The 26,245-nt window shown below is 64.1% G+C and carries 14 protein-coding genes; 8 read left to right on the forward strand and 6 right to left on the reverse strand.

What is annotated here, in order from left to right; genetic code table 11:
• Positions 1-8 precede the first annotated feature (8 nt).
• From FJ930_RS20595 to FJ930_RS20610, 4 genes are all read right to left on the reverse strand, one after another.
• Positions 9-1,043, reverse strand: coding sequence for an ABC transporter permease (locus tag FJ930_RS20595; RefSeq protein WP_140747832.1), 1,035 nt, complete (start codon positions 1,041-1,043; stop codon positions 9-11).
• Positions 1,044-1,192: 149 nt separating this feature from the next.
• The gene (locus tag FJ930_RS20600) at positions 1,193-2,851 is read right to left on the reverse strand and encodes an ABC transporter substrate-binding protein (RefSeq protein WP_141839893.1); all 1,659 of its coding nucleotides are present in this window, start codon (positions 2,849-2,851) and stop codon (positions 1,193-1,195) included.
• 253 nt (positions 2,852-3,104) lie between these two features.
• Positions 3,105-9,161 (reverse strand): translocation/assembly module TamB domain-containing protein, encoded by a 6,057-nt coding sequence (locus FJ930_RS20605; protein WP_141839894.1) that lies wholly within the window; start codon positions 9,159-9,161, stop codon positions 3,105-3,107.
• Position 9,162: 1 nt separating this feature from the next.
• Positions 9,163-11,091: an autotransporter assembly complex family protein gene (locus FJ930_RS20610; protein ID WP_141839895.1), complete on the reverse strand. Its 1,929-nt coding sequence runs from the start codon at positions 11,089-11,091 to the stop codon at positions 9,163-9,165.
• 281 nt (positions 11,092-11,372) lie between these two features.
• Between FJ930_RS20610 and FJ930_RS20615 the strand changes: the two genes are divergently transcribed.
• The 6 genes from FJ930_RS20615 to FJ930_RS20640 all read left to right on the forward strand — a co-directional run bounded on the left by FJ930_RS20615 (position 11,373) and on the right by FJ930_RS20640 (position 23,538).
• Entirely contained in the window at positions 11,373-16,853 is a 5,481-nt protein-coding gene (locus FJ930_RS20615; RefSeq protein ID WP_141839896.1) for an alpha-2-macroglobulin family protein, read from the forward strand.
• Positions 16,854-17,042: 189 nt separating this feature from the next.
• Positions 17,043-19,148, forward strand: a complete 2,106-nt coding sequence (pbpC, locus tag FJ930_RS20620) for a penicillin-binding protein 1C (RefSeq protein WP_141839953.1) — start codon at positions 17,043-17,045, stop codon at positions 19,146-19,148.
• A gap of 358 nt (positions 19,149-19,506) precedes the next feature.
• Entirely contained in the window at positions 19,507-20,532 is a 1,026-nt protein-coding gene (locus FJ930_RS20625) for a sulfate ABC transporter substrate-binding protein (protein WP_141839897.1), read from the forward strand.
• Positions 20,533-20,698: 166 nt separating this feature from the next.
• Positions 20,699-21,550: a sulfate ABC transporter permease subunit CysT gene (gene cysT, locus FJ930_RS20630; RefSeq protein WP_140747813.1), complete on the forward strand. Its 852-nt coding sequence runs from the start codon at positions 20,699-20,701 to the stop codon at positions 21,548-21,550.
• Positions 21,543-22,427: a sulfate ABC transporter permease subunit CysW gene (cysW, locus tag FJ930_RS20635; protein ID WP_140747810.1), complete on the forward strand. Its 885-nt coding sequence runs from the start codon at positions 21,543-21,545 to the stop codon at positions 22,425-22,427. Before cysT ends, cysW begins: the two co-directional genes overlap by 8 nt.
• A gap of 70 nt (positions 22,428-22,497) precedes the next feature.
• Positions 22,498-23,538 carry a sulfate/molybdate ABC transporter ATP-binding protein gene (locus tag FJ930_RS20640; protein WP_141839898.1) on the forward strand — a complete coding sequence of 347 codons (1,041 nt, stop codon included), beginning with the start codon at positions 22,498-22,500 and terminating at the stop codon, positions 23,536-23,538.
• On the opposite strand, the gene FJ930_RS20645 is transcribed toward FJ930_RS20640, so the two are convergent.
• Positions 23,535-24,017, reverse strand: coding sequence for a GNAT family N-acetyltransferase (locus FJ930_RS20645; RefSeq protein WP_141839954.1), 483 nt, complete (start codon positions 24,015-24,017; stop codon positions 23,535-23,537). The two genes, FJ930_RS20640 and FJ930_RS20645, sit on opposite strands and share 4 nt — an antisense overlap.
• Positions 24,017-24,301, reverse strand: a complete 285-nt coding sequence (locus tag FJ930_RS20650; RefSeq protein WP_140747804.1) for a DUF1778 domain-containing protein — start codon at positions 24,299-24,301, stop codon at positions 24,017-24,019. The genes FJ930_RS20645 and FJ930_RS20650 overlap by 1 nt, the downstream gene beginning before the upstream one ends.
• Positions 24,302-24,548: 247 nt before the next feature.
• On the opposite strand from FJ930_RS20650, the gene FJ930_RS20655 reads away from it, so the two are divergent.
• Together FJ930_RS20655 and FJ930_RS20660 are read left to right on the forward strand one after the other, a co-directional pair.
• On the forward strand, positions 24,549-25,535 hold the full coding sequence (locus FJ930_RS20655) for a sulfate ABC transporter substrate-binding protein (RefSeq protein WP_141839899.1): 987 nt from the start codon (positions 24,549-24,551) through the stop codon (positions 25,533-25,535).
• Positions 25,536-25,789: 254 nt separating this feature from the next.
• Positions 25,790-26,239: an Rrf2 family transcriptional regulator gene (locus tag FJ930_RS20660; RefSeq protein ID WP_023768256.1), complete on the forward strand. Its 450-nt coding sequence runs from the start codon at positions 25,790-25,792 to the stop codon at positions 26,237-26,239.
• Positions 26,240-26,245 lie beyond the last annotated feature (6 nt).

Here is a 26,245-nt window from a genome sequence, read left to right on the forward strand (position 1 = left end):
CGTCTCCCCTACTGAACCCGGATGCGCGGATTGAGGAACGCGTAGCCGACGTCGGAAATAAGCTGCGTGATCAGGACGATGAACACCGAGACCAGCGAGCAGCCGAGCAGAAGATCGATGTCGTTGTTGCCGGCGGCCTCGACCAGCGTGTAGCCGAAGCCCTGGTAGCGGAACATCACCTCGACGATAACAACGCCGGTGAGCAGCCACGGGAACTGCAGCATGATGACGGTGAAGGGTGCGATCAGCGCATTGCGCAGCGCGTGCTTGACCACCACGCTGCCGAACGAAAGGCCCTTCAATCGTGCGGTGCGGATATATTGCTGCGTCATCACCTCGACCATCGAGGCGCGCGTCATGCGGGCGATGTAGCCGATGCCGTAGATGGCGAGCGTGATCACCGGGAGCGTGAAGTTATAGAAGGTGATGCCCTGGCTCGCTGACGCTGCCGACCCGTTCAGCCAGCCGAGCCAGGAGGCAAAGATGACGGTGAAGATGACGCCAGACACATATTCAGGCGTCGCCGTCGAGGCGATCGAGGCGACCGACAGCGCACGATCGGTGCGCGACCCCTCCCGCATGCCGGCAAGGATGCCGACCAGCAGCGAGACTGGCACCATCACCCCCAGCACGCAGAGCATCAGAATGCCGGTGGCGCCGAGCGCCGGGAACAGCTTGGCCGCGACGGTGGTCTTGAACTTTGTCGAGCAACCGAAATCACCTTCGATCACGCCGGATAATGTCGGCACGGCCGGGTCATTGCAGAAGGAGAAACGCTGCGTGGTCTTTCCGGTCGCCGGATCGGTGATCGGCTGCTTGGGTACGATGCCAAGCCACTGGCCGTAGCGCACGAAGAAGTTCTGGCGGTAGCCATGGTTGACCAGCCAGCTCTCGAGCTGCTCGGCCGATGTGTGCATTTCAGTCTGGCTGATCGCCAGCTTCTTCAGGTTGGGTTCGAGATTGACGAGGAAGAAGACGACCAGCGTCAGGCACAGCATCGTGAGCAGAATCGTACCGATGCGTCTGGCGATGAATGAGAACATTTGTGCCCCCTGCCGGCCGGGTTGGGGTCAGATATGGTCAACCCTGTGTCGAAAACCTTGTGACGTCACGTCGCCGCTGCAGCCAAGGCAACGGCGACGATCCTGCGGAAACGAGGGGCGGTCGCCCCTCGCATTCCTCAAGCCGTGGGTCACGCCTGATCGAGCCAGACCTTGCCGAAATCGTGCTCGTAGGTGGGGTGCATCGAGTGGTTCTTAACTTCGGGCTTGATGTTGATGTAGAGCTTACGCCAGTACGGCTGGATGATGATGCCGGAATCCTGCAGCGTCTGCTCGATGTCCTTCATCACCACCTTGCGCTTTTCTGCATCGGCGATGCCAAGCGCCTCGCCCACCTTCTTGTCGAACTCCGGATTGGCATAGGCCGTCTCGTTCCAGGCCTCGCCAGAGCGATAGGCGATGGCGATGACCTGGATGCCCAGCGGGCGCATGTTCCAGTTGGTTTCCGAGAACGGGTATTTCGTCCAGTCGTTCCAGAAGGTCGAGCTCGGCAGCACGGTGCGCTTCACCTTGATGCCGGCTTCGCGCAGCTGGGCCGCGATCGCGTCGGTGGTGTTCTTGTGGTAGTCCTCGTCGTTGCTGATCAGCTCGTGCTCGAAATCGATCACGCCGGCTTCCGTCAGCATCTGCTTGGCCTTGGCGATATCGCGCTTGATCTCCGGCAGCTTGACATATTCCGGATGGATCGGTGCGACATGGTGGTTTTCAGCCGGCGTGCCGGCATTGCCGTAGCCGAGCTGCAGCACCACGGAATTGTCGACGGCCAGGCACATCGCCTGACGTACCTTCTGGTCGCCATAGGGCTTGGCGTTGACGTTGAAGCGCGACACCACGGTCGCCGCCGTCACCACTTCCGAAACCGGAGCGCCGACGCCTTCGATGATCTTGACGTAGTCGGCGGTCGTCTCGTGGTTGGTCTGTACTTCGCCCGACTCAAAGGCCGAAACCGTCGCGGCCGGATCGGTGCCGTAGTCGATGAACTCGACGCCGTCGAGGAAGACTTCGCCCTGCCACCACTTGCCGGTCTCGCGGCGCTTGTAGACCACCTTCTGGCCGACATCGTAGGACACGAGCTCAAACGGGCCGGTGCCGATCGGGCAGTTCTTGAAGTTGGCGCCCTTCGCATCGAAGGTCTTGTGCACGACGAGTGCCGGATAGTCGGTCAGGTTGGCGATAAGCGCGATGTCGGGCTTGCTGAGCTTCAGCTTGACGGTCATGTCGTCGACCTTGACGATCGATCCTTCGCTCAGCTTCTTGGTCTTCTCGTCGACGAGGCTGCCGAGGCGGCCCGGCATCGAATTGCCTTCCGCGGCCTTGTCGGCCCAGCGGGTGAAATTGTAGATGACGTCGTCGGCGGTGAACTTGTCGCCATTGTTCCACTCGACACCAGGCCGCACATGCAGCGTGTACTCGGTGGCGTCGTCATTGATGTCCCAGCTTGCCAGCAGATACGGCGCGAACGTGTACTGGTGGGTGTACTTCACCAGGGGCTCCAGCGCTTGGCGTTCGGCATTGGCGATCTCCGACCAGTCGGCCGTGCGCGGATCCTTGGGATCCTTGACGGACATGGCGACCTTGATCACGCCACCCTTCTTGCCCTGCACGTCCTCGGCCTTGGCCGGTGTCGGCGCGGCAAGGCCGAGCAGGCCATAGGCCATGGCGGTCGAAGCGCCGAAGATGCTGGCGAGCGCCAGGAATTCGCGGCGGTCCACCTTGCCCGATTTGGCTTCTTCGGCCATCGCCAGGATGTGGTCCGGAACGCTGTCGCCGTTGCTCTTATAAATTGTCATGATTAACTCCCATTGTTGGCTTTCCGCCGATTAACATTCCGCATCCGGGCCGTGATGTCAAAGACGGCATGGAATGGGAACATGTTAGCGAATGTGCAACTTTGGAAAGAGAGCGGTTCGCGCGATAACGACAGTCTTGGCGCAAAATTGCTAGTGCGCCCAGATTTCGCCAAAATCTCTTCGGGCCATTAAACTGAGACATTTACACAGGTTACGACAGCGCCAGCCCCGGCCATGGTGAGGGCCAGACCCCTCAATATTCCTTTTCGTAGAAGATGCCGCCCTTGGCCTCGCCGGCATCCGTCGCCTCGCCCCGCAATTTGACGCCGCGCCCGACATTGAGGTCGATGGCCGCCTTGCCCGATCCCGGCTTGTCGCCCCTCTGGATGGTCACATAGGTGCGGTCGTTCAGGTACTTACCGGCCGAGACCGCCGTGCCGCCCTTGTCGTCGGTGGTGACGTCGAGATCGTCGACGCCGATGGCGCTGCGCAGATTCTCCAGCAACGACGTCGAACCGCCGACACCGGCCAGTTGCCCCGCCGCTTCGGCCAGTTGCGCGATCTGCAGCGGCGACAGATTCGACATCGAACGGCCGAAGATCAGTTGCGCCAGCACCTCGTCCTCGGGCAGCGCCGGCACCGAAGTGAAGGTGAATTTCGGATTTGTCGCCTCGCCCGACACCACGATGGTGACGGTGGCGCTGGTGGTGGTCGTTGTCGCGGTCAGGTTGAGATAAGGCACCAGCGAGCCGGAAAAGCCGACCGTGCCCTCGGTGAAGGTCAGCCGCTTGCCGAGGATCGACAGCCGGCCGCGCTGCAGGGTGAAGGTACCGACCGCTTGCGGCGACGAAGCCGGGCCGGTCAGCCTCAGCGAGCCACCAAGCTCGGCGTCGACACCCCTGCCCTGGATGAAGATCTGATTCGGCGCGTTGACCGTGACGTCCAGTGCGAGGCCGCTGCCGCCGCTCTTACCGCTCGTCGTCGCCGGCCGCAGCGCCTTGTCCTGCGCCCTGACCGCGCCCGGCGCGTTCTTGTGCTTGACATCGAGCGCCGAAAGCGAGCCCGGCAGCTTGTCGGGAACGGTGATGACGGTCTTGCCCAGGTTGACGGTGCCGGCAATCGCCGGCGCCGACGTCAGCGGGCCCTTGATCGTCAGGTCGCCGCCAAGATTGGCGGTCACCACACGCCCGTCCGTATAGCGGCCGTCGGTGAGCTTTATCGACAGGTCGGCCGGGAAGCCTTGCGCCGGATTTATGCCGACCGTGCCGCTGGCCGACAGACTGCCGCGCGTCGACAATGTTCCGGTCAGCCGGTTGATCCTGGCGACGCCGCCCCCGATCGAGACGTTGGCGGCGATATCGTTGACCGCGAGGCCCGAGCGCGCATCGACGAGCCGCGCGCCGGAAGTGTTGACGCTGCCGCCGATGACCGGCGACGTCGCGGGACCGCGCACTTGAACATTGACGTTGGCGGTTCCCGTCAGCGACAGGCCTTGCGCGGCAAGCTTCTGGCTGAGGATGTCGAAGGGCACGCCGCCATTGAAATCGAGCGCCAGCGCCGGCGTGCCCGTCGTCGTCACCGTGCCGCCGCCCTTGAGGCCAAGGCCGGCTCCGTCGCTGACATTGGCGTTGAAGGTCAGCTTGTTGGCGGCAAAGGTGCCGGACGAGGAAACGCTCACCGCGCCGACACCGGCGCCGCGGGTCTGCGACGTCTGCACACCAGCCGCGTCAATGTTGAAAGCAACCGCCGGGCTCGCCGGCGCACCGGTCACCTTCACCGTGCCCGAAATCGAACCCGCCGCATCGAGGCCGCGCGAAAAACTGTTGGCGAGCGACATCGGCACCTTGGCCAGCGTGGCATTGATGTCGAGCGTCTGCCCGACCTTGCCCGTCACCGTCGCCGTGCCGCCGCCAAGGTTTAGCACCAGCCTGTCCAGCGTCGTGATGCCATTGGCGATGCTGACGGTGGACGCTTGGGCGATGGCGGCCTGGATTCCCTGGACAGTCGCCTGGCCCGAGGCAAGTTCGATGGTCGTCGTGCCGTTGGCGACTTTCACCCGGCCAGCCGCCTTGGCCGGAATGCCCTTGACCGTGGCACCGCCGGAGAAGCCGGTCCAGTCGCCATCGCGCTTCAGATCGACGTCGATGCCGCTGATCACCGTGCCGCCCGATATGACGGTGTCGGCATGGATCTTTCCCGAGATCACCGGCGCCGCGAGATAGTTGGCGATCAGCGCATCGATGGAAACGGTTTTCGCCTGGAGGTCGCCGCGCGTGATCGAGGCGCTGGCCGCCTTGATGGCGAGCTGGGGTGCCGTGCCGTTCTTCGAAAAGGCGATCGTGCCGCGCACGTCGCCTTCGGCCTTTTCCAGCGCCAGCGCGGCCAGTGGCCCGATGTCGGGCAGGTCGAGCGAGATCGTGCCTTCAGGCACGAACTTGTCGTCCAGCGCCAGATCGCCGGAGATCTTGTTCTGACCCAGCGACAGAAGCAGGCCGTTGACGGCGCTCCTGCCGTCCGCGGTCGCGAGCACGGCGCTGCCTTGCAAGGCCTGTCCCGCGACATTGCCGGTCAGCCGCACATTCGCCGCCGGGTTGGCGGCATCCGCCTTGCCGGTGGCGGTCAGCCTCAGCCCGGTGATGTCGCGCGACGCCACCGACAGCTTGTCGCTGTCGACGGTCAGCGACAGGTCGGGGGCGGTGGCCGGCCCCTGTGCATTCAACGCGAAGGCAATGGCGCCCCTGGCATCCTTCGACAGCAGCGAGATGTCGCTCAACGCGCCCTTGATGCCGGCGGCCACCTTGTTGTCGGCTAGGCTTGCCTGTCCCTCGGCGCTCAGCGCGCCGGAGATCAGCTTCAATCCATCGACGTTAATAGCACCATTGGGATCGCGCTTCAGCGTGGCGCTCAACTGCGCGCGTTCGCCGAGCATGCCGCGTGCCGCCGCCGGCAAGGCCGATGATGGGGCATCCGCATTCAGCTTGAGATCGATGGCACCGTCACGCAGCGATACCTGGCCAGCGACCTGGCTGTTGAGCGCCTCGCTCTTGAGAGAGCCGCTGTCGATGGCCACGGCATCGGCTGTCAGGCGCCCGCTGAGCGCGGCAGTAACCTTGCCGGCGATCAGCGGTGCGATCGTGGCATTCTCGAGACCCACCTTGTCCACCGATACCGTGCCGGAAACCGGTCCGGCGCGGTTCTTGAGATCGAACGCATCCGAATGCAGTGCCACCGCAAGCCCGTCCACTTTCGCCGGGCTGGTCGTGACCGAGGGCAGGATCGCGGAAAGGTCCAGCCGGGCATGCGTGCTTTCGCCCGCGATTTTGGCCGACAATGACCGGACCTCGATCTTGACCGGGCTCTGCGCGCTTCCAACCGTCAGCGGCAGGCTGGGGCCGGATGAGGTGAGGTCGAGCGCGAAATCGCTGGGGCCGTTCGGATTGATGGTGCCGGCGGCCTGGCCGGAAATCTTGTCGCCGGAGAGCGTGGCGTGGTCGAGGATGACACCGCCGGCCATCGTGTAGCCACCCGCCGCATCGACGGCGAGCGGCCCGAGCCCGGCCTGGCGCGTCTGGCTGGATTCAACACCGGCGAGTTGCGCGTTGAACCGGACCTCCGGAGCAGCCGGCGTTCCGGTCACTTGCGCGATGCCACTGAGCGTGCCCGCGGCATCGAGGCCGGGCGAAAATTCATTGGCAAGGGCCGCCGGCAGCGCCGAGAATTGTGCCGCGAGATCGAGCGTCTGGCCGGCGCTGCCCGACAGCGTCACCGAGCCGCCACCGATATCGAGCGCGAGCTTCTCGATGTTAGTCGTACCATTGGCGATGGTCAGCGACGAGGGCTTGGCGATCGCCATCTTGATGCCGCGAACCGTGGCCTCGCCCGAGGCGATCTCCACACTGGTGGTCCCATCGGCGATCTTCACCCGCCCGGCGGCGGTCGCCGGAATGCCCGCTATGGAGGCGCCGCCGGTGAAATTGGTCCAGTCGCCGTCGCGTTTCAGGTCGACGCCGAGGCCACTGATTTCGGTGGTGCCCGAAGTGACCGTATTGGCCTTGATGGTGCCCGAGATCGCCGGCGCCTCGAGATAGTTGGCGATGAGCGCATTGACGGCGATCGTCTTGGCCGTCACCTCGCCGCGCGCGATCGATGTGCTCTTGGCGTCTATGGCCACCGAGGGCGCGCCGCCCTCCTTGGCAAAGACGATGCTGCCGTTGATGTCGCCGGTCACAGCCTGGCCGGCGAGCGCGGCCAGTTGATCGATGGCGTGAGCGGCAAGCGTGAGCGTGCCCAAAGGCATGTATTTGTCGTCCAGCGCCAGGTCGCCAGACACCTTGTTGTCACCCAGCGAGACCTGGAAGCCATTGATCGAACGCTTGCCCTCGCTGGTGACCAGCGCCGCCTTGATGTCCAGCGGCTGATCATTGACGGCGCCGGTCAGCAAGACGTTGGCGGAAGGGCTCGATATGTCGGCCTTGCCGCTCGCCGTCAGCTTGATCGCCTTCACCGTGCGGCCCGAGGCCGTCAGGCTGTCGCTGTCGGCGGAGACCGTGAAATCGGGCGCCGTCATGGCGCCGCTTGCCGACAGCGCGAAATCGACCCCGCCGGCAACCGGCACGCCGACCGTCGGCGACAACACCGAAACGTTGCCCAATTTGCCCTTGATGTCGGCCTGGATGTCCGTGCCGTGCATGCTGGCGGTGCCGCTGGCGCTAAGCGATCCGGAGGTGAGTTCGATCGAATTGGCGGCGAACGCCCCCTGCGGATCGCGGGTCGCGGCGGCCGAGAACTTCACCCGTGCGCCGAGCACCGAGGCGATCTGCTGCGGCAGGGCCGTCGCCACGGCGTCGGCGTTCATCTTGAGCTGCATCGACAGGTCGGCAAGCGCAACCGTCGCCGTCAGCGAGGCGTTGAGCGCATCGGAGCGCAGCGTGCCTTGGTCGATGGTGATGGCGTCCTTGCTGACGGAGCCAGCCAGATCGACGTCGACCTTGCCGGTGACCAGCGGCGCCAGCGTCGCGACGTCGGTTTTGAGGCCGCCAGCCTCCAGCTTGACCGCAACCGGCCCGGCCCGATTCTGGATGTCGAAACCGTCGGAGTGGATTTGCGCCGCCAGATCGTCGAGCCGCGTGCCGCCGGCGACGATCGAAACGAAGGAGGCGCCGATATCGATAATCGGGGCCTTGCCGTCGCCAAAGGCACGGGCGGTGGCGTTCTTGATCGCCAGCGTGATCGGTTGCGCCTTGCTGCCGACGCTGACCACGACCGGCGGGCCCTTGGCGGCGAGTTGAACCGAGAGATCGCTGGCCCCGGCGGGATCGACGATGCCGGCGGCGGTGCCGTGCATGGCATCGCTGTCGATATTGGCCCGGTCGACACTGATACCGCCGGCTGATGTGGCGGTGCCCGCGACATCGAAGCTGGTCTTGCCGGCAAACAGTGGCTTCAAATTCTCCGGCAGGAAGCGGGCGAAATCGCCGTCACCCTTGGCCTCGACATGGCTGCCCTTGTCGGTCGACTGGTGGCGGCCCGTCAGCTGGGTGACGATCTCGCCGTCGACGGTGAACGTGGCTATGCCGTTCCAGTTGGCGAGCGGCCCGGTGCCTGAGATGACTATGTCGACGGGCGGCGTATCGGGCAGCTTGAGCAGATTGGCGATGATGCCGCCGGCCGGCTCCGAAGCCTTGAGGTCGAGGTCAAGCCTGTTGTCTGCCGGCGCGAAGTGGATCTTGGCGTCGACATTGCCTTGCTTGCCGTCATGGCGGGTAACATTGAGCACCGTCTCGACCGCCAGCGGCGCGGCTTCGGCCTTGACCGATCCCTTCGCCGCAAGCTCGGCGATGCCGCTGCCGGCCAGCTCCTGGCCAAGCGCGATTTCGGGCAAGTCGATCTGCTTGATATCAATGGAAACAGGCAGCGTCGTCGTGCCGCTCTGCGCGGGCGGTTGTTGGGTGCTGGCCGCCGGCAGCCGTGCCAATTCGATGCGGTCGGCCGCGATGCGGTCGGCGCTGAAGTTTTTCGACAGCAGCGCCAGCGGCGACCAATCGACCGCCACTTTGCGCGCCACCAACCAGGCACCCTCGCGGTCCTCCAGCACGACATGGTCGACGCTGAGCGCGCCCGACCATATGCCGTCGATGCCGCTGACGGTGACCTTGCGGTCGTCGCTCGAGGCCAGGCGCGAAATGATGCCTGCGAGATTGTCGCGTCCGCGTTCGGTCTTGGTCAGCACGACCAGCGCACCGATCGCGCCCGCGACCACGATCAGCAGCGTGTAGAGGACAATGCGAAGGATGCGCCAGACCGTCTTCATCTCAAAACGCCTGCCCGATGCCGGCATAGATGCCGAAATGCGGATCGCTGGGGTCGCGGTTGAGCGGCACGGCGGCGTCGATGCGCAGCGGCCCGAACGGCGTCACATAGCGCAAGCCGATGCCGGCGCCGACCTTGACGTCCGAGAAGTTGGGAACCGACCTGGTCGACACCGTGCCGGCATCGACGAACGGCACGATGCCGATTGTGTCGGTGACGGCGATGCGCATCTCAACCGAGGTCTCGAAGAAGGACAGGCCGCCGATCGGCTGGCCGGTGAAATCCTTGGGACCGATGCCCTGATAGGCATAGCCGCGCACCGAGCCGCCGCCGCCGGAATAGAAGCGCCTGTCGGCCGGAACATTCTCGAGCCCCGTGCCGACGATCGAGCCGACGGAGACGCGTTCGGCCAGGACGAATTTCGAGGCTGTATCCAGCGACTGATAGGCCGATCCCTCGCCCTTCAGCTTGAGGAAGGCCGCGCCGCTCAGAATGTCGTAGCTGGGCTCCGCATAGGCCAGCACCCTGAAGCCCTTGGTCGGGTTCAGGCGGCTGTCCCTGTTATCATAGACATACTGCAGGGGAACGCTGGCGATCAGGTAAGTGTGTTTGCCGAAGGCATCGCGGATGCGTGAATAGTCGAGCGCCACCTCGGCCGAAACGGTCTGCTTCTTGTCGAGTTCATAGGACAGGCCGGTGCTGCCCTTGACCGAGAAATGGTCATACGCGTCCGGGTGCTCGAAGACCGTTTTCACGCTGGCAAAGAATTTCGAGGCCGGTCCGATCACGCCGGGCTTCTCGAACATGATGCCGGCATTGTAGTTCAGGTCCGACAGATTGTTGTTGCCGATGCCGCTGATGGCGCCGTCGATGCGCAGCTTCTCGGCGTGACCAAACAGGTTGCGGTGTCCCCAATAGCCTTCCAGGCCGAGGCCCTCGGTGTTCGAAAACGTGCCGCCAAGCCCGAAATAGCGCGGCTTGCGTTCGCTGACCTGGACGCCGATTGGAATATTGCCGTCGGCGTCCAGTTTGTCGGCTTCCTTGAACGTCACGCTGTTGAAGACCTCGAGCGCCAGCAGCCTGTCGCGCGCATCGCTGATCTCCTGCGGGGAGTATTGCTTGCCGCGCTTCAGCCCGGTCATGTATTCGGTGAAGTCGCGGTCGACCTTCTGGGTGCCTTCCACCGTGGTCGCGCCATAGCCGGCGACCGGGCCGGCGGCGACCGTCAGCGTCACGTCGAGCGTCGAGGTGGCGTGGTCGGCGACGATCTGGCGGTCCGTCACCTTGGCCAGCGGCCTGCCCTGCTCTTTCAGCGTGCGCACGACCAACGCTTCGGCCTTGAGCACCGCGCCGGAGCCGGCGTCGCCGCCTGATATCAGGCCATAGTCGGCGCCCATCAGCCCAGCCGCGTCGCCCTCCAGCCGGATGTTGCCGAGGGTGAATTTGGGACCGGCCGAGATATTGATCGCCACCGGAATGGGCTGCGGGCCTTTGAATTCGGCGTCCGGCGGCAACGCGTCGAGCGGCTTGCCATCGATGGTGATGGTGACAACGCCTTCGTAACGGGCATCGGCATAAAGGGCCGCGACCAGCTGTTCGCGGTCGCTGCGCGCCTTGGCCATCAGCCCGAGCGAGCCCGAGACGGGCCGGCCCTCGTCGCCTTTCAGCGCTGACGCATTTTCGAGCTTCTTGACGAGGTCCTTGTCGGCATCGGGCGCGGTGAGGGTCACCGCGTAGCGCAGCGGATCGACGATGTCGGCGTCTTCGTCGCTGGAGGACCCCCACAGCTTGATGCCGAAAAGCTCGAACGCGGCCGCTGATCTCGATCCGGCAACCAGCGCGGCCGAGCACATCATGGCCAAAAGCAGGGCGCGCGGAAGCACGCGCCCTGGCGCGGTACCCCCTGACATCTGCTTTTCATACGCCGGCATTAAGACAACCTAATTCACAAAACTAAAATTGGAATGAAGTTCTGAAGCGCTCGTAAAGGGGCCACAATCCAATTGTCTGAAATAGGACGGGCTTGGAATTCACACCTTTTGCGGCTCCGCAAGAAAGCGTGATCCCCTGTCCTATGGAGGTTATTGTCCGCATACCGGCGATCGGCCGGAAAATAAACCGTTGGCAGGCGGAAACCTGCCGCGCCCGCGCGTTGACAAGCCCGACTGAAGCTTGAACATGCCCGGACGTCTGCAATTGTCTGGAGGGTGTTATGGCAATGCGCGCGGCTCGTGGTCTGTCGATTCTCATCCTTCTCCTTTTTGCCTTGGGCACTGTCGCGCAAGCGGCCGAGGCGCGAAAAATCGCAACAACGGACAATTCCGACTATTTCGGTTTCGACCTCCGATCCGACCAGAACGTCACGCTCGACCAGTGCAAGACGACCTGCCTCGGCGATCCGGCCTGCCGTGCCTTCACCTACAACACCAAGGCCAAATGGTGCTTCCTCAAATCCGACTACAACCAGCTGAAGCCTTTCAATGGCGCGGTTGCGGGCAAGATCGTCAACATCGACGGCGACCCCGATATCGGCGCGCCGCCGGAGCTTGCCTTCTTCCCCAACTGGATGGCCGACCAGGCCCAGCAATACCGCAACAAGCTGCTCGGCCCCGCCTTTGACAAGCCGACCGAAGGCATGGCCGCACTGACCAATGCCGCCGAGCAGGCCGTGCTGACCGGCGACCATCGCTCCGCCATGCAGAAATACGAGGCCGCGGTCTCGGTGATGCCCGACGACGGCCAGCTCTGGCTCAACCTGGCGCGCGAAACGCTGGCCGTGCAGCCCGCCGCCAACACATCCGAAGCCTCCACTTTGCCGACAAACGGCACGTCGGCGGCCTTCAACGCCTACAAGCTGCTGCGCACCACCCGGACGCGCGCCGATGTACTGGCGCTGCTCGGCGCCGGTCTTGACAAGCGCGATCTCTACCGGCCGGCCTTGCAGGCCTATGAGGCCAGCCTTGCGCTGGTGAGTTCGCCTTCCGTCCAGGCTGACTATGCCGATCTCAAGGCCCGCAAGGGTTTCCGCGTCATCGACCACAGCGTCGACGCCGATACCAGTGCGCCGCGTATCTGCGCGCAATTTTCCGAGGATCTGGTCAAGACCGGCGTCGACTACGCGCAATTCGTGACCGTCGACAATGCGCCGCCCAAGGGCGTCGAGGCCAAGAACAAACAGATCTGCGTCGAAGGTCTCGAACACGGCCAGCATTACGACGTCACCTTCCGCGCCGGTCTGCCGGCGGCGATCGGCGAAGTGACCGCCGCTCCCACGGTGCTGTCGATCTATGTACAGGACCGCGCGCCGTCCGCCCGCTTCACCGGCGACAGCTTCGTGCTGCCGGCCGGCGCGCGCCGCGGCATTCCGGTCGTCACCGTCAACATGAACGCCGCGGAAATGAAGCTCTACCGCATCGGCGACCGTTCGCTGGCGCAGCTTCTGTCGGGCTACCAGTTCCTGCACCAGCTCGACGGCTATGACATCTCCAACATTTCCGAGCAGATGGGCGCGCCGGTCTGGCATGGCCAGCTCGATATCGTCAACGACCTCAACAAGGAGGTCACCACCTCGTTCCCGGTCGACGAAGCCCTGCCGCAGCGCAAGCCCGGCGTCTATGTGCTGACCGCGCGGGCGGTCAACGACAAGAGCGACAGCTACAATTCGATGGCCACGCAGTGGTTCGTCGTCTCCGACATCGGCCTGTCCACCTATACCGGTCAGGACGGTCTCAACGTCTTTGCCCGGTCGCTGGGCTCGGCCAAGCCGATTGCCGGCGCAGAACTGACACTGGTTGCCAGGAACAACGAGGTTCTCGGCACCGCGACGTCCGATGCCGACGGTCACGCGGTGTTCAATCCCGGCTTGACGCGCGGCGACGGCGGCATGGTGCCGGCCGTGCTGATGGCCAAGCAGGGCGACAATGATTTCGTCTTCCTCGACATGTCCAAGGCAGGCTTCGACCTGTCCGACCGTGGCGTCACCGGGCGCGCGGCACCCGGCGCGCTGGATGTCTATGCCTGGACCGAACGCGGCATCTACCGCGCCGGCGAGGATGTTCATGTCGCCGCCCTTGCCCGCGACGGCGCCGCCAATGCGGTCGAGAACCTGCCGCTGACCTTCATCTTCTCGCGCCCCGATGGCGTCGAGGACCGCCGCATCGTCAGCGACGGCGCCTCGGCCGGCGGTCGCGCCGTCGACTTGCCGTTGGAACCCAACGCGATGCGCGGCACCTGGTCGGTGTCGATCCACACCGATCCCAAGCAGCCGGCGGTGGCCAGCCAGATGTTCCTGGTCGAGGATTTCGTACCGGATCGCATCGAATTCGACATGAAGGCCGACAAGCAGGAAATCGCGCGAGGCGAAACCGCCAACATCAACATTGACGGCCGCTTCCTCTATGGCGCACCGGCGGCGGGCCTGGCACTGGAAGGCGAGTTGACGCTGTCGACGTCGCGCGACTGGGACCGCTTCCCCAACTTCTCCTTCGGCCTCGCCGACGAGCAGTCGGCCGAACCCACGGTCACGCCGCTCACCAATCTGCCGGTGGTTGGCGATGACGGCAAGGCGACCTTCCCGATCTCCGTCGATCAACTGCCGTCGACCACCAAGCTGGTCGACGGCAAGGTGACGGTGCGCATGCGCGAAACCGGAGGGCGCGCCATCGAGCGCTCGCTCAATATCGGCATCCGTCCGCAGGGCCACATGATCGGCATTCGCCCGGATTTCGCCGACAATGAAGTGCCGCAGGGCGGCACGGCCAAATTCAGCCTGATCGCCGTCGATCCGGACGGCAATCGCGAGGCGCTGAAAGGCGCGCAGTGGACGCTGGTCAAGGTCGAGCGCAATTACCAGTGGTACCGTTCCAACAATTCGTGGAGCTACGAGCCGGTCACCTTCACCAAGTCGATCGCCAACGGCCAGATCGACCTCGGCGCCGATGGCGACGCCACCGTCTCCGTGCCGGTCGACTGGGGCCAGTACCGGCTCGAGGTCGAAACCTCGGACCCCGAGGGGCCGGCGACCAGCTATGAGTTCGACGCCGGCTGGTATGTCGCCTCGACCACGACCGAAACGCCTGACGGCCTGGAGATCGCTCTCGACAAGGAAAACTATGCCGCGGGCGAAGTGGCCAGGCTGAAGGTCTCGCCGCATTTTGCCGGCGAGCTTCTGATCAATATCGGTTCCGACAAGCTGTTGAAGACCATCACGGCGACCGTGCCCGCTGGCGGCAGCACCGTCGACATCCCGGTTGGCGACGACTGGGGTGCCGGCGCCTATGTCACGGCTACCCTATTCCGGCCGGGCGACGCGCAGGAAACGCGCATGCCGGCCCGCGCCATTGGCGTGAAATGGCTGAAGGTCGACCCAGGCGCCAAGAAGCTCGCCGTCACGCTGACGCCGCCCGACAAGACCATGCCGCGCCGGCAGCTGTCGATCCCGGTTTCCGTGGCCGGCGTAAAGCCGGGCGGCAACGCCTATGTCATGGTCGCCGCCGTCGATGTCGGCATCCTCAACCTGACCAACTACAAGGCGCCGGACCCTGAGAACTGGTTCTTCGGCCAGCGCATGCTGGGCATGGAGATCCGCGACATCTATGGCCGCCTTATCGACGGCTCATTGGGCACCACCGGCAAGCTGCGGACCGGCGGTGACGGCGCCAACATGAAGACGCAAGGGAGCCCGCCCACGGAAAAGCTGGTCGCCTTCTTCTCCGGCCCGGTCCAGCTCGATGCCGACGGCAAGGCGCGGATCGACTTCGACATCCCGCAGTTCAACGGCACCGTGCGCGTCATGGCTGTCGCCTGGAACAAGGATGCGGTCGGTCATGCCCAGTCGGATGTGATCGTGCGCGATCCCATCGTGATCACCGCCGGCCTGCCGCGCTTCCTGGCACCCGGGGACAACGCCGTCATGCGGCTCGACGTGGCTGACACCGACGGCCCTGCCGGCGACTACGCGCTGTCGATCGACACCACCGGCGACCTTTCGACGGGTGACAAGCCCGTGACCCAGAAGCTGACGCTCGCCCAGGGCAAGCGCCAGACGCTGACCGTGCCGTTGATCGCAAGGACGGCGGGCAATGCCTCGCTCACCATCAAGCTGGCGCACGCCGACGGCACCAAGGTCGAGCAGACGCTCTATGTGCCGGTGCGCCCGGCGCAATTGCCGGTCACCACGCGCCTTGTCGTCGACCTCAAGGGCAATGGCGGTGCGCTGCGCGTCGACAAGGAACTCTTGGCGGCGAGCCTGCTTGACGGCGCTTCGGTCAGCGTCGGTGTTTCGCAAGCAGCAGCCTTCGACGTGCCCTCGCTCTTGATGACGCTCGACCGCTATCCCTATGGCTGCGCCGAGCAGACGACCAGCCGCGCCATGCCGCTCCTTTACGTCAACGAAATGGCATCCGGCATCGGCATGGAAAGCGATCCCGATCTGCATGGCCGCGTCCAGGATGCCATCTACAAGGTCCTGAGCTACCAATCCTCGAGCGGCAGCTTCGGACTGTGGGGTCCGGGATCAGGCGACCTGTGGCTCGACGCCTATGTCAGCGAGTTCCTGACCCGGGCGCGTGAGCAGAAATACGACGTGCCTCCCCAAGCCATGAACCAGGCGCTGAACAACCTGCAGAACTCGCTCGGCTACGACCAGAGCGTACAGGACCGCGGCAGCGAGATCGCCTACGCCCTCTATGTTCTGGCCCGTAACAAGAAGGCCTCGATCGGCGACCTGCGTTACTATGCCGATACCCAGCTGGAAGCCTTCTCGAGCCCGATGGCCGTCGCCCAGCTGGCGGCGAGCCTGGCGCTCTACGGCGACACACAGCGCTCGGAGGCGACGTTCAAGACCGCGCTGCGGCTCGCCAAGTCGAGCACCGACTACGACTGGTACCGCTCCGACTATGGCTCGGCGCTGCGTGACGGCGCTGCGATGCTGGCGCTGGCGGCGGAATCGAAGCCGGTGTCGACGATCGTACCAGAGCTGGTCAAGCTGGTGACCAGGGAACGCGCCGAAGCCCGCTGGACCAGCACCCAGGACGATTCCTGGATGCTGCTGGCGGCTCGGGCGCTGAAGGAGGGGAACGATTCGATCACGCTGACCGTCAATGGCGCGCCACATTCCGGCGGCTATTCCAACCAGGTCAACGGCGCCGACCTCGTCGACAGCCCGCTCGAAATCGCCAACACCGGCAAAGCCCCGCTGCAGGCCGTCGTCACCACCGTGGCGTCGCCGGTTCAGCCCTTGCCGGCCGGCGGCGAAGGCTTCACCATCGCGCGCACCTACTACAAGCTCGACGGCACCGAAGCCAATGTGACGGAGGCGACCCAGAACGAGCGCTATGTCGTCGTGCTCAAGGTCACCGAGCAGAACAGCTGGCCCTCGCGCCTGCTGGTCACGGACCTTCTGCCCGCCGGCTTCGAGATCGACAATCCCGGCCTGGTCTCGAGCGCGCAATTGACGAACTTCTCCTGGCTGGCACAGACCGACGCCGCGCATCTCGAATTCCGCGACGACCGTTTCGTCGCGGCTTTCAACCCGGCCGACGGCGACCACGACCACAATCTGACGCTCGCCTATGTCGTGCGTGCCGTGACGCCGGGCACCTACGCCCATCCCGCGGCAACGGTGGAGGACATGTACCGGCCGCAATATTCGGCGCGCACCGCCACCGGCATGATGGAGATCAAGGCGCCGTAAGGGGCCGATGAAAATGGCGATGGTGCTGCCCCTCATCCGCCTACCGGCACCTTCTCCCCGTATAGTGACGGGGAGAAGGGGGCTGCCGCGGTCGCCGGCACCTGCTCTGCAACGTCGAAAATTGGCGAAAGCCTCGGCGCAGGCCTCTTTCTCCCCGTCCCTATACGGGGAGAAATGCCCGACAGGGCAATGAGGGGCGGCGCCATGCTCTCCAGAAAATTTCTGCGTCGGGCAGCCATAACCGCAGCGTCTTGCGCCGGCTTCCTGGCACTTTCCTTGGCAGCCCTTTGGGAGCTCGACCGCGCCTTCCCGCCCCCGCTTCCTGAAAAACTCGCCGTCTCCACTGAGGTCCAGGACCGCGATGGCCAGTTGCTGCGCGCCTTCGCCACGCCGGACGGTTACTGGCGGCTCGGAACCAGCCTCGATCAGGTCGACAAGCAGTTCGTCGACATGCTGGTCACCTATGAGGACAAGCGTTTCTGGGATCATGAGGGCGTCGACGTGCTGGCGCTTGGCCGCGCCGCCGGCCAACTCGTCACCAGCGGCCACATCGTTTCCGGGGGCTCGACCCTGTCCATGCAGCTTGCCCGTCTGATCGAGCCGCGCGAAAGCCGCAGCCTCGGCTCCAAGATCAAGCAGATGCTGCGCGCCATCCAGATCGAGCGGCGGCTGTCCAAGCGCGAGATCCTCGAACGCTATCTCACCCTGGCGCCCTATGGCGGCAACCTCGAAGGCGTGCGCGCCGCTTCGCTCGCCTATTTCGGCAAGGAACCGAAGCGGCTCACCGTCTCCGAAGCCGCGCTGCTCGTCGCCCTGCCCCAATTACCGGAAAAGCGCCGGCCTGACCGCAACCTAGAGATCGCCCACGCCGCCCGCGACCGTGTGCTGAGCCGCATGGTCTCTTCGGGCCTGATCGGCGAGCGCGAGGCGAGACGCGCAGCACTCGACGATGTGTCGGGCCTGCGCCGCACCTTGCCGGCGCTGGCGGCACATGCCTCTTTTGCGATGCTGCCCAAGGCCGTTCCCGGCCAGCCGCTCAAGCTGACGATCCGCAAAAGCGTCCAGCAGGGCCTCGAACAGGTGGCGCGCGACGCCGCCGCCAAGCTTGGGCCGCGTCTCTCCGTCGCCATGGTGCTGGCCGATTCCCGCACCGGCGACATTCTGGGCGAAGTCGGCTCGGCCAACTTCTTCGACGCCAGCCGTTCCGGCTGGATCGACATGACCAAGGTGGTACGTTCGCCCGGCTCGACGCTGAAACCGTTCATCTACGGCCTCGCCTTCGAACAGGGGCTGGTGGCGCAGGAAACGCTGATCGAGGACAGCCCCGTCGATTTCGGCGGCTACAGGCCGAAGAATTTCGACATGGGCTACCAGGGCGATGTCTCGATCCGCCAGGCGCTGCAACTGTCGCTCAACGTGCCGGCGATCCGCGTCCTCGACGCGGTCGGTCCGGCGCGGCTGACGGCGCGGTTTCGCCAGGCGGGCGTAAATCCGATCCTGCCGGTCAACGAGGCGCCGGGCCTCGCCATCGGCCTCGGCGGCGTCGGCGTCACGCTGCGCGATCTCGTCCAGCTCTATACGGGGCTCGCCAATGGCGGCAAGACGCACTCGCTGCGTGACGGCACCGAGCCGGCCGATGCCGAAAGCTCGACCGCCACCATTCTGAACGACCAGGCCAACTGGCAGATCATCGACATATTGTCAGGCGTCAAGCCGCCGGAAGGCGCCTCGCAGCGCGGCATCGCCTACAAGACCGGCACCTCCTACGGCTACCGCGACGCCTGGTCGGTCGGCTTCGATGGCCGCTATGTGCTGGGTGTCTGGGTCGGTCGTCCCGATGCTGGCGCCGTGCCAGGCCTCTCGGGCTACGTCTCGGCCGCGCCGATCTTGTTCGAGGGCTTTGTCCGATCGGGTCTCGCCACCGTCCCATTGCCCGGCAAGCCGCCCGGCTCCTTCACCCCCAGGCGCGAGGACCTGCCGGTGACGCTCGCCCGCTTCGGCGCCGGTGCGGACGGCCTGGTACAGGCGGCGCCGACCGAGCCCGCGCCGACCATCATCTTTCCGCCCAACGGCGCCCGTGTCGATCTCGGCACCAACTCGGCCGATGCCACGCCGCTGGTGCTCAAGCTGCAAGGCGGCCGCGCGCCGTTCCGCTGGCTGGCCAACGGCAAGCCGCTCACCGGCATCGACCGCCGCCGCACGGCGACCTGGCTGCCGGACGGTGCCGGCTATTCGACGCTGACCGTGATCGACGCCGTGGGACGGGCGGCCAGCGTGAAAGTGTTTGTCCAGTGAAAGCGTTCCTTGAACAGAATGCTCCATGCGATTCAGCGCCTTGGCTTTTGCGCGCTGACGAGCGAAACCGCGCACCATCCGCTCGAACGAACCGTTCGCGAGCCAGCGCTTCGATTTCCCGGTAACCGCCGACCAACCGGCCCGCACCAACCCTAAACGGCCTTGCCCCGGACCTGCCCATCTCTAGATAGGGGCGATGGCGGACGCTGGCTTTGCGCAGGGCGGCGGCGAGGAAAATATTTCCCGATGTCGCCAAAGGTCGTCAAAGATTTTCTTCAGAAGGGCAAAAAAGGCAACATTCATTGCATCTAAATTCTACCAATTCCGTAGACTTGGCATGGGTTCAATGGAGGCAGAAATGACCAAACCTCATTTCATGAAACTGCTCGGCGCGCTGATCGCCACATCTGTCCAGTTCGGCACGCTCGGTTTCGCGTTTGCCGACACCACCATTCTCAACGTGTCCTACGATCCGACACGCGAGTTGTACAAAGCCTATGACGAGGCCTTCACGGCGCACTGGAAGGCCGAGACCGGCGAGACGGTGACCATCCAGCAGTCGCATGGCGGATCGGGCGCTCAGGCCCGTGCCGTAATCGATGGCCTCGACGCCGATGTGGTGACGCTGGCGCTCGAAGGCGACATAAACGCCATCGTCTCGAAGACACAGAAGATCAATCCAGACTGGCGTACGAAATTCGAAAACAATTCAGCGCCTTACACTTCGACCATCATCTTCCTGGTCCGCAAGGGCAATCCCAAGGGCATTCATGACTGGAGCGACCTCGTCAAGGACGGCGTCCAGGTGATCACGCCGAACCCCAAGACCTCCGGCGGCGCGCGCTGGAATTATCTGGCCGCCTGGGCCTACGCCAAAGCCAATGATGGCGGCGACGAAGCCAAGACCAAGGAATTCGTCGGCAAGCTCTACGCCAACGCCCCGGTGCTCGATACGGGCGCGCGCGGCTCGACGGTGACCTTCGCGCGGAAAGGGCTCGGCGATGTGCTGATCGCCTGGGAAAACGAGGCCTATCTGGCACTCGACGAGTTCGGCGCCGACAATTTCGACATCGTCTATCCGCCGACCTCGATCCTTGCCGAGCCGCCGGTTGCGGTGGTTGACGCCAATGTCGATGCCAAGGGCACGCGCAAGGTCGCTGAAGCCTATCTGGGCTGGCTCTACTCCAAGGAAGCACAGACCATCATCGCCAAGAACCACTATCGTCCCGCCAAGCCCGATCTGGTGCCAGCCGAGGATCTCGCCAAGCTGCCGCCTATCAAGCTGGTGACCATCGACGACCCGCAGTTCGGCGGCTGGAAGAAGGCACAGCCTTACCATTTCGGCGACGGTGGTATATTCGACCAGATCTATAAGCCAAAATAAGGCCGCGATGGCGAGAGGGGAAGTCCGGCAGGCTCGCCTCTCTCAAGCGGTGAAAGTCTGGTCCGCAATCCGCCCGGTCCGCAATCCGCCCGGTCCGCAATCTGCCCGGTCCGCAATCTGCCCGGTCCGCAATCTGGTTGACTAAAAAGGGACGATCCAGAATTCCATGGCCACAGCACCCGCCCAGACGGGGTGGCGGTTCAAGCAGCCGAGCGTCATTCCGGGTTTCGGATTGACGCTCGGCTTCTCGCTTGCCTACCTCACCCTCATCATCCTCATTCCGCTATCCGGGCTGATCTGGCGCTCGGCCGCCCTTGGCTGGACCGAGTTCTGGGCAATCGCCACCGATCGCCGCACGATCAACGCGCTGGAAATCAGTTTCGGCACCGCCTTCGTCGCGGCTGCCGTCAATGTCGTCTTCGGCACGCTCGTCGCCTGGGTCCTGGTGCGCTACCGCTTTCCCGGCCGGCGCGTCGTCGATGCCATGGTCGACCTGCCCTTCGCGCTGCCGACGGCGGTCGCCGGCATCGCGCTGACCACCCTCTACGCGCCGAACGGCTGGGTCGGCCATCTGCTGGCGCCGCTTGGCATCAAGGTCGCCTACACACCATCAGGCATCATCATCGCGCTGGTCTTCATCGGCCTGCCCTTCGTCGTGCGCACCGTGCAGCCGATCATGGAGGAAATCGACGAGGAGGTAGAGGAAGCCGCCGCCACGCTTGGCGCCAACCGGTTCCAGATCATCATCCGTGTGCTGTTTCCAGGCCTGGCACCGGCCATCGTCACCGGCTTCGCGCTGGCCTTTGCCCGCGGCGTCGGCGAGTACGGCTCGGTCATCTTCATCGCCGGCAACTTGCCTTACAAATCCGAGATCGCGCCGCTGCTGATCGTCATCCGGCTCGAGGAGTACAACTACCCCGCGGCGACCGCGACCGCGGCGATCATGCTCGCGCTGTCCTTCATCATGCTTCTGGTCGTCAACCTGGTCCAGACATGGAGCCGCAAGCGCTATGGCTGATCCCGAGATCAAATCCTACGAGCCGCATCACGAGAGCAGGTCGGCGGCGGTGACCGAAAGCCGCCCGGCGCAGGCCGTGCTGATGGCCATCGCTTTCGCCTTCCTCGGCATCTTCCTACTCTTGCCGTTGGTCATCGTCTTCAAGGAAGCCTTCGCCAAGGGCATCGGTGCCTATACCGAAGCGCTCGGCAATGCCGACACGCGCTCAGCGATCCGGCTGACGCTGCTGGTGGCGGCGATCTCGGTGCCGCTCAACATCGTCTTCGGCATTTCCGCCGCCTGGGCGATCGCCAAGTTCGAGTTCAAGGGCAAGGCTTTCCTGACCACGCTGATCGACCTGCCCTTCTCGGTCTCGCCCGTTATCTCGGGCCTCGTCTATGTGCTGCTGTTCGGCGCCCAGGGGTTGCTTGGCGAGTGGCTGAAGGCACATGGCATCCAGATCTTGTTCGCCGTGCCCGGTATCGTGTTGGCCACCGTGTTCGTCACCTTCCCCTTCGTCGCCCGCGAACTGATCCCGTTGATGCAGGAACAGGGCAATGGCGACGAGGAGGCGGCCCTCTCGCTCGGCGCCAATGGCTGGCAGACCTTCTGGTATGTGACGCTGCCCAACGTCAAATGGGGGCTGCTCTACGGCGTGCTTTTGTGCAACGCCCGCGCAATGGGCGAATTCGGTGCGGTTTCGGTGGTGTCGGGCCATATCAGGGGCCTGACCAACACCATGCCGCTGCATGTCGAAATCCTCTACAACGAGTACAATGCCGTCGGCGCCTTCGCCGTCGCCTCGTTGCTTGCCGGGCTGGCGCTCGTCACGCTGGTGTTGAAAACATTGCTCGAGATGCGTTACGGCGCCGAACTCGCCGCGACGCGCGGACACTGACAAACGCATGCCGCCCAGAGCGGCTACCGGTTTGGGATAAAGGCATGCATCCACTACAAAGGGACTGTTGATGGAAGTTCGCGTTGCCAATGTGCGCAAGGAGTTCGAGCGTTTTCCGGCGCTCCACGAAGTGTCGCTCGACATCAAGTCCGGCGAGCTGATCGCGTTGCTTGGGCCATCGGGGTCTGGCAAGACGACCTTGCTGCGGCTCATCGCCGGGCTGGAGCGGCCGACGCGCGGAAAGATCTTCTTCGGCGACGAGGACGCCTCGCAGAAATCGATCCAGGATCGCAATGTCGGCTTCGTCTTCCAGCATTACGCGCTGTTTCGCCATATGACGGTGGCCGATAATATCGGTTTCGGCCTCAAGGTCCGGCACGGATCGACGCGCCCGCCGGCGGCGGAAATCCGCCGCCGTGCCTCCGAGCTTCTCGATCTCGTCCAGCTTTCAGGGTTGGAGAAACGCTATCCGGCGCAGCTCTCCGGCGGCCAGCGCCAGCGTGTCGCGTTGGCGCGCGCCATGGCGATCGAACCCAAGGTGCTGCTGCTCGACGAGCCGTTCGGCGCACTCGATGCGCAGGTGCGCCGCGAACTCCGCCGCTGGCTGCGCGAAATCCACGACCGCACCGGCCACACCACGGTCTTTGTCACCCATGACCAGGAGGAGGCGCTGGAACTTGCCGACCGCGTCGTGGTGATGAGCCAGGGCCGCATCGAGCAGGTCGGCACCGCCGACGACATCTACGACACCCCAAACTCTCCTTTCGTCTACGGCTTCATCGGCGAATCGAGCTCGCTTCCGGTCAAGGTCGAGAATGGCGAGATCTGGCTCGCCGACCGTCCGATCGGGCTGTCGGCGCCGCACGCCCCTTCGGGCGATGCGACGCTGTACTTCCGCCCGCACGATGTCGAACTGCTGGACGGCTGCAGCGGCTGCATCGCCGGCACGGTGGCCGCCAGCCGCCGCGTCGCCGGCACGCGGCGGGTAGAGCTCGAGATCGGGGGCGAACGCCAGCGGGTGGAGATAGAGTTGCCCGTCGACCACCCGGCGGCGCAGAAAAGCCGGGTTGCTTTCAGGCCTGGACGCTGGAAGCTGTTTCCGTCGAGCTAGCTCGACGTGCCTTTCAAGGAAAGCACCAAGGTCATTGGATTTCTAGGGGAAGCCGCAAAGCCATGATATTCGTAGAAGGCTTTTGCCTCGCCCGATAGCGCATGAACGAAAATGCCACGAATCCCCAGGATCGCCGCGGCTTGACCGGCTCGCAGAACAGCATCTTGCAAGAGCGCCACACCTAGGCCTTTTCCTTGCCAACTGGCGTCGACGGCGAGACGTCCGAGTACGACCATTGGAATGGGATCTGGCATGTTGCGGCGAACGGCGCCCGGTGCTTCCGCCAGATCGAGCGCGCCCGAAGAGAGACAATAATAGCCAACGACGCGCGCTCCTTCCGCCACCACGTAAGTCCGTGATGCACCACTGATCTGATTGGCCCGCGCCCTGCGTCGAAGCCATTGATCGAGGCTTTCCGTCCCGCTCTGGAAAAGTTCAATGTCGTGGTGTTCGATCAGCGGCGTGGGCGCCGACAGCATCACCCCTGCCATGGCCTGCTTGCGTTCATAAGGCGTGCAAACCCTTCGCCGCTTGGCGGTTCGTCCAGGATGTCGAGATAGTGCTGGTAACTCTCCGCATCCACCTTGATCAATGTTTGATCGAGCAGCGTGTCCTCGGCGGCACGATAGGCGGCATCGATCATGAAGTCGGAGCGGGTTTTCCCACGTATTTTGGCGGCGCGGTCAATCACCACGCGTATATCCTCTCGGATGCGAAGATTGACAGGCTTGGCATGGGTCTCAGCTGTGCTTTTGGTCATGATGGCTCCTGCTCTCTACCGTAGCATGCCGCATACACAATGTGTATCTATTTCGTTGCTGAGCCGGTCTGGGAGGATCGGTTTCCGAAGCCCATTAAGCAAACGCCGTTTGAATGGAACCCTACGAACAGGTTATTTTAGAGAAGGTTTTTCCAACCGCGGCCAATCTGTCTCGAGACCATGCCTCGCCCTACACTGTGCGACACGGCTATCTTCAAGCCATACACGCATTGCATCCGGAGCCATTTTCATGAAGCGATTTTTCCTTGGCCTCACCACTGTCGCCGGCCTTGTCCTCGCATCCTCCCAAGCCTGGTCGGCCGACAAGCTGCTCAATGCCTCCTATGACGTCGGCCGCGAACTGTTCGTCCAGATCAACAAGGCCTTCATCGAGAAACATCCCGGCGTGACTATCGACCAGTCGCATGCCGGCACCTCGGCGCAGGCGCGCGCCATCGCCGAGGGCCTTGGCGCCGATGTCGTCACCTTCAACCAGGTCACCGACGTCGATTTCCTGGTCAAGAAAGGCCTCGTCTCCGCCGACTGGCAGAAGGACTTTCCCGACAACGCCTCGCCTTTCTATTCGCTGCCCTCTTTCCTGGTGCGCGCCGGCAATCCCAAACACATCAAGGACTGGAACGATCTGGTGCGCGACGACGTGCAGGTGATCTTCCCCAACCCGAAAACCTCGGGCAATGCGCGCTACACCTATCTGGCGGCGACCGCCTACGCCAAGGAAGCCTTCAAGGGCGACGACGCCAAGGTGAAGGAGTTCATCACCAAGCTGTTCAACAACGTGCCGATCTTCGACACTGGCGGGCGCGCCGCGACCACCACCTTCGTGCAGCGCGAGATCGGCGACGTGCTGATCACGTTCGAGTCCGAGACGCGCGGCATCCGCAAGGAATATGGCAGCGACAAGTTCGAACAGGTCACGCCTTCGGTCAGCCTTTTGGCGGAGTTCCCGGTGGCGATCGTCGACAAGGTCGCCGACGAGCACGGCACGCGTGACCTGGCCAAGACCTATCTCGACTTCCTTTACACGCCAGAGGGCCAGGACATAGCCGCCGAAAATGGCCTGAGGGCCCGCGACCCCGCCGTCGCCGCCAAATACAAGGCCGATTTCCCCGATATCCGGCTGCTGACGGTGGAAGATGTTTTCGGCGGCTGGGACAAGATCCAGAAAGAGCATTTCGCCGCCGGCGGCCTGCTCGACCAGGCCTATGGCAGCCGCTGAGAGCCGCGGCACCGAGACGCGATGAGAGAGCCGGCGCTTTGCCGGCTTTTTCGTTTATGTGCCGGCAGCCAGTTCCGGCCGGGATTCTGCCGGGGCAGTGCAAAACGTTACAAAGAATCAACGCGTTTGTGCCTAACGTGCCATCCGGCGGCTTGTTGTCGCGAAACGGCAGCGCGCGGGAAAAGCGTCATCATTTGCACACAAACAGCCGCCAGATGCGGGGTGGTTGGGGTTTTTAGCGGGTTGACCTGGGCATGCTGACGAAAAAAGGCAAATACGGCCTCAAGGCCCTCGTGCATCTTTCCAGCCTTCCGGTTGGCCAATTGGCCTTCGTCAACGACATTGCCGTCGCCAACAACATCCCGAAGAAATTCCTCGACGCCATCCTGGGCGAATTGCGCAATGCCGGCTTCGTCCAAAGCCGCAAGGGCAAGGAAGGCGGCTATCGCCTCGCCCGCCCCGCCTCCGAGATCAAGATCGGCCACGTCGTACGCGTGCTCGACGGGCCGCTGGCGCCGATCCCTTGCGCCAGCCGCACGCAATATCAGCGCTGCGAGGACTGCGACGAGGCCACCTGTCAGGTCCGGCACATGATGCTGGAAGTACGCCAGGCAATCGCCGAGGTGCTGGACAATCGCAGCCTCGCCGCCATGCGCGATGCCGACAATGATGATTTTCCAGTCGAGTTGACATCCCAGATCTAGAGCCGG

Origin of the sequence: Mesorhizobium sp. B2-4-15 (assembly GCF_006658505.1) — a bacterium.
GTDB lineage: Bacteria > Pseudomonadota > Alphaproteobacteria > Rhizobiales > Rhizobiaceae > Mesorhizobium.

Coding starts and splice junctions, on each gene's coding strand:
- FJ930_RS20640 (WP_141839898.1), top strand. CDS start 22,498: ATGGAAGTTCGCGTTGCCAATGTGCGCAAGGAGTTCGAGCGTTTTCCG.
- FJ930_RS20655 (WP_141839899.1), top strand. CDS start 24,549: ATGAAGCGATTTTTCCTTGGCCTCACCACTGTCGCCGGCCTTGTCCTC.
- FJ930_RS20660 (WP_023768256.1), top strand. CDS start 25,790: ATGCTGACGAAAAAAGGCAAATACGGCCTCAAGGCCCTCGTGCATCTT.
- cysT (WP_140747813.1), top strand. CDS start 20,699: ATGGCCACAGCACCCGCCCAGACGGGGTGGCGGTTCAAGCAGCCGAGC.
- FJ930_RS20625 (WP_141839897.1), top strand. CDS start 19,507: ATGACCAAACCTCATTTCATGAAACTGCTCGGCGCGCTGATCGCCACA.
- FJ930_RS20645 (WP_141839954.1), bottom strand. CDS start 24,017: ATGCTGTCGGCGCCCACGCCGCTGATCGAACACCACGACATTGAACTT.
- FJ930_RS20615 (WP_141839896.1), top strand. CDS start 11,373: ATGGCAATGCGCGCGGCTCGTGGTCTGTCGATTCTCATCCTTCTCCTT.
- cysW (WP_140747810.1), top strand. CDS start 21,543: ATGGCTGATCCCGAGATCAAATCCTACGAGCCGCATCACGAGAGCAGG.
- FJ930_RS20600 (WP_141839893.1), bottom strand. CDS start 2,851: ATGACAATTTATAAGAGCAACGGCGACAGCGTTCCGGACCACATCCTG.
- FJ930_RS20595 (WP_140747832.1), bottom strand. CDS start 1,043: ATGTTCTCATTCATCGCCAGACGCATCGGTACGATTCTGCTCACGATG.
- FJ930_RS20605 (WP_141839894.1), bottom strand. CDS start 9,161: ATGAAGACGGTCTGGCGCATCCTTCGCATTGTCCTCTACACGCTGCTG.
- FJ930_RS20610 (WP_141839895.1), bottom strand. CDS start 11,091: ATGCCGGCGTATGAAAAGCAGATGTCAGGGGGTACCGCGCCAGGGCGC.
- pbpC (WP_141839953.1), top strand. CDS start 17,043: ATGAGGGGCGGCGCCATGCTCTCCAGAAAATTTCTGCGTCGGGCAGCC.